General features: G+C 67.0%; 6 protein-coding genes and 2 tRNA genes. 5 read left to right on the top strand and 3 right to left on the bottom strand.

The genetic code is table 11. From position 1 onward, the window contains the following. Positions 1-11: 11 nt before the first annotated feature. Both BN1136_RS14245 and BN1136_RS14250 read right to left on the bottom strand, forming a co-directional pair. Positions 12-86, bottom strand: a tRNA-Gly gene (locus BN1136_RS14245). Positions 87-177: 91 nt separating this feature from the next. Further along, positions 178-251, bottom strand: a tRNA-Gly gene (locus tag BN1136_RS14250). Positions 252-452: 201 nt separating this feature from the next. On the opposite strand from BN1136_RS14250, the gene cydD reads away from it, so the two are divergent. From cydD to BN1136_RS14270, 4 genes are all read left to right on the top strand, one after another. Then, positions 453-2234 carry a heme ABC transporter permease/ATP-binding protein CydD gene (cydD, locus tag BN1136_RS14255; RefSeq protein ID WP_043759012.1) on the top strand — a complete coding sequence of 594 codons (1782 nt, stop codon included), beginning with the start codon at positions 453-455 and terminating at the stop codon, positions 2232-2234. Next, positions 2227-3972: a heme ABC transporter ATP-binding protein/permease CydC gene (cydC, locus tag BN1136_RS14260; RefSeq protein WP_043759010.1), complete on the top strand. Its 1746-nt coding sequence runs from the start codon at positions 2227-2229 to the stop codon at positions 3970-3972. Before cydD ends, cydC begins: the two co-directional genes overlap by 8 nt. A gap of 304 nt (positions 3973-4276) precedes the next feature. Next, a complete protein-coding gene (rcsF, locus tag BN1136_RS14265) occupies positions 4277-4648 on the top strand; it encodes an Rcs stress response system protein RcsF (protein WP_043759008.1) in 372 nt (123 codons plus the stop codon). A 10-nt stretch (positions 4649-4658) separates the two neighbouring features. Further along, the gene (locus BN1136_RS14270; RefSeq protein ID WP_043759007.1) at positions 4659-5045 is read left to right on the top strand and encodes a DUF488 domain-containing protein; all 387 of its coding nucleotides are present in this window, start codon (positions 4659-4661) and stop codon (positions 5043-5045) included. 72 nt (positions 5046-5117) lie between these two features. Here BN1136_RS14270 and BN1136_RS14275 read toward each other — a convergent pair whose 3' ends face one another. After that, the gene (locus BN1136_RS14275; protein ID WP_043759005.1) at positions 5118-6098 is read right to left on the bottom strand and encodes an NAD-dependent epimerase/dehydratase family protein; all 981 of its coding nucleotides are present in this window, start codon (positions 6096-6098) and stop codon (positions 5118-5120) included. A gap of 208 nt (positions 6099-6306) precedes the next feature. On the opposite strand from BN1136_RS14275, the gene tsaA reads away from it, so the two are divergent. After that, positions 6307-6763 (top strand): tRNA (N6-threonylcarbamoyladenosine(37)-N6)-methyltransferase TrmO (tsaA, locus tag BN1136_RS14280; RefSeq protein ID WP_043808745.1); only part of this gene is annotated, 457 nt, incomplete at its 3' end.

Here is a 6763-nt window from a genome sequence, read left to right on the forward strand (position 1 = left end):
TGCATGAACGCTGGAGCGGGCAGCGGGAATCGAACCCGCATCATCAGCTTGGAAGGCTGAGGTAATAGCCATTATACGATGCCCGCTAGGCATCTAAACCTGCTGGTCTGATGGGTCATCCCATGACAGAGAGCGATTCGGTGGAGGTGATGACAAGCTTGGCCATCATCTGGAATGTGGAGCGGGTGATGGGAATCGAACCCACGTATGCAGCTTGGGAAGCTGCCGTTCTACCATTGAACTACACCCGCGTCAGTGGCCTCTACTATATGCATTTTGCCGCCGAGCGCAATCACCGACTTCGCATTTTTTGCCATAAATCAAGCTGTTCGGCCAACTATTGAGCATGCAGCTGGTTTTTCAAACAAAGGCGCCCACAGAGCCGGATTTGCAAGGTTGCCAAGCCGTGGGGGCGACGATAGTCTTGCGCCACTCATTTGAGGAGGCGGTGAATGGACAAGAACAGGCAGAAACATCTCTATGGCTGGTTGCGCAAGCAGTCGGGCCATGGCCGACGCTGGATCGGTTTTTCCATCGCCCTCGGGCTGGGTCAGGGCGTCCTGATGGTGATGCAAGCCTGGCTGCTGGCGACCCTGCTCCACGGTTTCATCATCGAGGGTTCGAGCCCTGAGCAATCCGCCCCCCTCTTCATCAGCCTGCTGCTGGTGACCCTGACCAAGGCCGCACTGGCCTATGGGCGCGAGGTGGCCAGCTTCAAGGCAGGCAGCGCAGTGCGTCAGGCCATTCGCGAGCTGGTGCTCACCCGCCTCGCCCGCCTCGGCCCCGCCTATATCCAGCGCCGCCCCGCCGGCAGCTGGGCCAGCCTGCTGCTCGAGCAGATCGAAGAGATGCAGGATTTCTTCTCCCGCTATCTGCCCCAGATAGCCATAGCCGTCTTCATCCCCCTGGTGATCCTGGTCTCCGTCTTCCCGGTCAACTGGGCGGCGGGCCTGATCCTGCTCGGCACCGCCCCCCTGATCCCGCTCTTCATGATCCTGGTGGGGGTGGGGGCTGCCGATGCGAACCGCCGCAATTTCCAGTCGCTGGCACGCCTCTCCGGTCACTTCCTCGATCGCCTCAAGGGGTTGCGTACCCTGCAACTCTTCATGCGCACCCGGGCGGAGGGTGACGCCATCCGCGACGCGTCGGAAGATTTTCGCGAGCGCACCATGGAGGTGCTGCGCCTCGCGTTCCTGAGCACCGCCGTGCTGGAGTTCTTCGCCGCCATCGCAGTGGCCCTGGTGGCCGTCTATTTCGGGTTCTCCTATATAGATCACCTCAACTTTGGCAGTTATGGCGTCAAGGTCACGCTCTTTACCGGCCTGTTCGTGCTCTTCCTCGCCCCCGAGTTCTACGCCCCCCTGCGGGAGCTCGGCGCCCACTACCACGCCAAGGCGCAGGCCATCGGCGCCGCCGAACAGCTGCTGGAGTTTCTGGAAGCCGAGGTCAGCGAGCCGGCCTCGGGAACGACCCCCTTCCACGCCCAGGGGCCCGTCAGGGTGGAGGCTTGCGCCCTGGAGGTGCTGAGCGCCGAGGGCAAGGTGCTGGTCGGCCCCCTCGATTTCACCCTGGAAGCCGGCACGCGCACCGCCCTGGTCGGCATCAGCGGGGCGGGCAAGAGCTCCCTGGTCAACGCCCTGCTCGGCTTTGCCCCCTATCGCGGTTCCCTTCGCGTCAACGGGGTGGAGCTCCACACCCTGGACATCAGCCAGTGGCGCCGGCAACTGGGCTGGCTCTCCCAGAATCCGCAGCTCTTCCATGCCTCCTTGCGTGACAACCTGCTGCTGGCCAAGCCCGCTGCGAGCGATGCGGAGCTCGAGGCGGTGCTGACACGGGCAGAGGCCTGGTCCTTCGTCAAGGAGAAGGGGCTGGACTACCGCGTCGGGGATCAGGCCGGCGGTATCTCCGTCGGTCAGGCCCAGCGCATCGCCCTGGCCCGTACCCTGCTCAAGGAGACCCAGATGATGGTGCTGGATGAACCCACCGCCAGCCTGGATCGCCACTCGGAACGCGCCATCATGGGCACGCTCGAGCAGGCCGCACAAGGCCAGACCCTGCTGATGATCACCCATCGCCTCGACCAGCTCAGCCAGATGGACAACATCCTGGTGCTGGAGCGCGGCCAGCTGGTGGAACAAGGCCAGTTCGCACGGCTCAGCGAAGCCCGCGGGCCCTTCGCCCGCCTCCTGTCCCAGCACCAGTCACAAGGTTTCGGAGACTCTCTCGATGACTGATCTACTGCCGTTCCTGCGTCTCTATCGCCAGCACTGGCTCAGCCTCTCCCTGGGCCTGCTGCTGGCCCTGGTCACCCTGGTGGCTGGCATGGGGCTGCTCTCCCTCTCCGGCTGGTTCCTCTCTGCTGCCGCGGTGGCCGGGCTGGCCGTCGCCACCCGGGACACCTTCAACTACATGACCCCGGCGGGCGGGGTGCGCTTCTTCTCCATCGTGCGCACCGCCAGCCGCTGGGGCGAGCGGGTGGTGAGCCACGATGCCACCTTCCGGGTACTGACCCGGCTGCGGGTCTGGTTCTGGGAGAAGCTCTCCCCCCTCTCCCCCGGCTCCCTGGCGGGCTTTAGGCAAGCGGACTTGCTCAACCGCCTGGTGGCCGACATCGACGCCATGGATCACGTCTACCTGCGCCTCATCACCCCCATAGGGGCGGCGCTGCTGAGCTGTGCCGGGCTGGTGTTCTTCCTCTCCTTCTTCGACAGCCGCCTCGCCCTCACCCTGGGCGCCATCCTGCTGTTTGGCATGCTGGCCCTGCCCCTGGTCTTCTATTTTGCCGGGCGCGCACCGGGCCGCCGGCTCATCGCCGAGAAGTCCAGCCTGCGCACCCGCCTGGTGGACTACCTGGACGGTCATGCCGAACTGCAGATGTTCGCCGCCGCCCCCGGGGCGCTCGCCGAGTTGCAGCAGGCGGAGCGGGCCCTGATCCAGGCCCAGGCCCGCATGGCCAGGGTCAGCGGTCTGGCCGCATTTTCGGTCCAGCTGCTCAGCGGCTGGACCCTGACCCTGATGCTCTGGCTGGCCGGTCACGGCGTCGGGGGCAGTGTCCCCGACCCCATCACGGCGCTGATGGTGTTCGCCACCCTGGCGAGCTTCGAGGCGCTGCTGCCGCTGGCGGGCGCCTTCCAGCATCTATCTACCAGCCTCACCTCGGCCCGTCGCCTCAACGAGATCCTGCAGGAGGCCAGGGCGCCAGCGTGGGGAGAGGATCAGGCCCCCGCCAGCGCGGGCACCTTGCAGATGCGGGATGTCCATTTCACCTATCCGGACCAGGACGGCCCCGTGCTGCAGGGTTGCACCCTGCAACTGCACGCGGGCGAGAAGCTCGCGCTGTTGGGGCAGACCGGCTGCGGCAAGTCCACCCTGATGGGGCTGCTGACCCGGGAGTGGACGGCGCAGTCCGGGGAGATCCTGCTGGACGGCAGACCCCTGACCCAGTACGACGAGAGTGCGCTGCGCGCCTCCTGCTCCGTCGTGAGCCAGCGGGTTCACCTCTTTGCCGATACCCTGCGCGGCAACCTCAAGCTGGCCGCCCCCACCGCCAGCGACGAGCGGCTGACGGAGGTGCTCACCCAAGTGGGTCTTGCCAGCCTGCTTGATAATGAGGAAGAGCAGGCCGAGGCCGGGCTGGACGCCTGGCTCGGGGATGGCGGCCGTCCCCTCTCCGGCGGGGAGCGCCGCCGCATCGGCATCGCCCGCGCCCTGCTGCACGACGCGCCGCTCTGGCTGCTGGACGAGCCGACCGAGGGGCTCGACAGCCAGACCGAGCGGGAGATCATGGATCTGCTGCTGACCCTGGGGGCCGATCGCACCCTGCTGCTCATCTCCCACCGCCTGCTGGGGCTGGAGCGGATGGACAGGGTCGCCCTGATGGAAGAGGGGCGGATCCGCCTGTGCGCCCCGCACCAGACGCTGCTCGCAGACGACTATTACCGCAGCCTGCACCAACGGCTGGCTCCGGCCTGATCGCAGTCACACGAGGGGCGCCGGGGCGCCCCTCTCTCATCCAGAGACCCTGCTCACCGACGACAACTACCGCAGCCTGCACCAGTGGGAGGCTGCGGCCTGACAGCAGTCACACGAGGGGCGCCGGTGCACCCCTCTCTCATCCAGAGACCTGCTCACTGACGACCACTACCGGCACCTGCACCAGCGTGCTGGCTTCGGCCTGATCCCCGTCACACCCTTCCCACCTGGCCAAAAATGGGGCTGGTCGCAGGCAGCGACTGGCCCCTATAATGCCCCTCTCACCGTTCAACAAGACATCGACATGAAACGCCTGATTCTATTGCTGCCCCTCATCGCCTCCGGTTGCGCCGACTTCTCCTTCAACAGCAATCTGGACAAGGAAAACTTCGACGAATACTTCAAGCCGGGCAGCGTCCGCATCTACGAGCCAAGCGAGCTCGCCGATCTCAACTACCTCTACCTCGGCACCGTCGAGGGGGAATCCTGCCAGAGCGATGCCAATCAGGCGGTGCCCAATGCCGGCGAGGCGCGCACCCTGGCCCGCCGCCGCGTGGCGGACATGGGCGGCAACGGTGTCAGCTTCGACAAGTGCGCCGAGTTCAGCGACGTGCCGGGCTGCCTGAAGCAGGTGATCTGCTACGGCCAGGCACTGAAAGTGGCCGAAGAGAAGTAAGGAGCCCGCCATGGCAGTGGCCATAGTGCGTCTCGGCAGCCCCCGCCTCGCGGACGAGGGGCTGCGTATCGGTACCGTGCGCCGCCCGCCCCGCGGCGTGCCCAAGGCGGAATTCGCCAGCCAGGATTGGTACGACGTCTGGTTCCCCAACCTGGCCCCCAGCGCCGAGACCATGAAGCTGGGCCAGAGCGCCGAGACCCCGGCCCAGTGGACCGCCTTCTGCAAGCAGTACAAGGCCGAGATGGCCACCCCGGCCGCGAAGCACGATCTGGCCCTGCTTGCCGCCCTCTCCCACACCACCAACCTGTCGGTCGGCTGTTACTGCGAGCAGGAGTCCCGCTGCCATCGCAGCGTGCTGAGGGCTCTGCTGACCGAGTGCGGCGCGCTCCTGCGCTGACGCCTGAGGCAAAATGAAAGCAGAGAGGGCACCGGGGTGCCCTCTCTTTTTTATTGCCCTGTACCCCCTTATTCAGGCCTCCCCCAGCCGCCGGCGCAGCGCCTCCTCCTCAGCCCGGCTCATGCCCGCCAGCGGCCCCTGCGGGTTGCTCGCGAGCCACTCCACCAGATCGGCCACCGTCTCCTCCAGGGGGCGGAAGTTCAGGCCGTGGACGATGGCGGCCTCGGCGCTGATGGTGCCATAACCCGCATACTCCGCCTGCGTGCTGGGCAACAGGGTCGGGTAGCTCTGCCAGGGCTCGACCCCCGCCTTTATCAGGGCGGCCCAGGGCCGCCACTGGGGCTGCAGTGCCGTCGCCGGCACCAGCCGGGCGGCGAGGCGCTCCACCCAGTCCGCCAGCGCGATGCCGGGCTTGAGCAGATTGAAGCAACCCTCCAGCCGCTGCTCGGCGGCCCGCAACACAAATTCTGCGCAGTCGCGCACATCCAGGTATTGCAGCCTGTCCTGCCCCTCCCCCGGCAGCAGCCAGGGCCCGCCCTGCTGCACCCGCCTCACCCACCAGGCCAGGCGCCCGGTGGGGTCGAAGGGGCCGCAGAGCACACCGGGGCGCAGGATGCAGAGCCGCTCTCCCCAGCGCTCGCGATAGGCCGCCTCGCACCACACCTTGAGCGGGCCGTAGTCGGTCGGGAGCGGATCCCCCATCTCGTGCAGCGGCGCCGACTCATCCATCTCGGGCCGGGCGAAGTCACGATAGACGCTGATGGTGGAGATGAAGATAAGCCGCTCGCAGCGTCCCAGCAGGGCATCTGAGAGCCTTTCTGCCTGCTCGGGGCGATAGCAGCAGGTGTCGATGGCGAGATCCCAGTGCAGCCCGTCCGCCTGCAGGGGCGTCAGGTCGAGATCCCTGTCCCCCTGCAACCGGGTCAGCTCGCGCCAGTCCGGGTGCTGGCGGTGGCCGCGATTGAACAGCGTCACCTCGTGGCCCCAGTCCAGGGCCAGCGAGGTCAGGTGGCGGCCCAGGAAGCCGGTGCCGCCGATAATCAGCAATTTCATCCCTGTCTCTCCTGTGCGGCGTGGCGCCCTGGCCACGTCCGGCATCTCCTTTGCGCACCACCCTACGCAAGTTCACGCCCGGGCACAGCCCCGCGCCCCCGGGTCTGCGACCCGGATCACAGGGTGGCGGCAACGCCCCGGCCGCCAGGGTGCCTGCGTTTTCGGCCCGCCTGTGCTACATTGCCGGGGTTTTCAGCCAGGACCCGCCATGAAGTTCGACATCGATACCCTCGGGATCATCCGCTCTCCCTACAAGGAGAAGTTCGCCATCCCCCGCCAGCCCGGCCTGGTCGCCTCGGCCCGCGCCCGCCTCGAGCTGCTTCCCCCCTACGATCAGCCGGACGTGCTGCGCGGCATCGAGCAGTTCTCCCATCTCTGGATAAGCTTCGTGTTTCACCAGACCATGGCCCAGGGCTGGCATCCGACCGTGCGCCCGCCGCGCCTCGGCGGCAACGAGCGGGTCGGGGTCTTTGCCACCCGCTCCACCTTCCGCCCGAACCCCCTCGGCCTCTCCGTGGTCGAGCTGCACGGCGTCGGCCGGGCACGGGGCAAGCTCTGGCTGGAGCTGGGGGCGGTGGACTTGCTCGATGGCACCCCCGTCGTCGACATCAAGCCCTACATTCCCTATGCCGACAGCCTGCCTCACGCCCGTGGCGGCTTCGCCC

The organism is Aeromonas taiwanensis (assembly GCF_000820165.1).
Classification (GTDB): Bacteria; Pseudomonadota; Gammaproteobacteria; order Enterobacterales; family Aeromonadaceae; genus Aeromonas; species Aeromonas taiwanensis.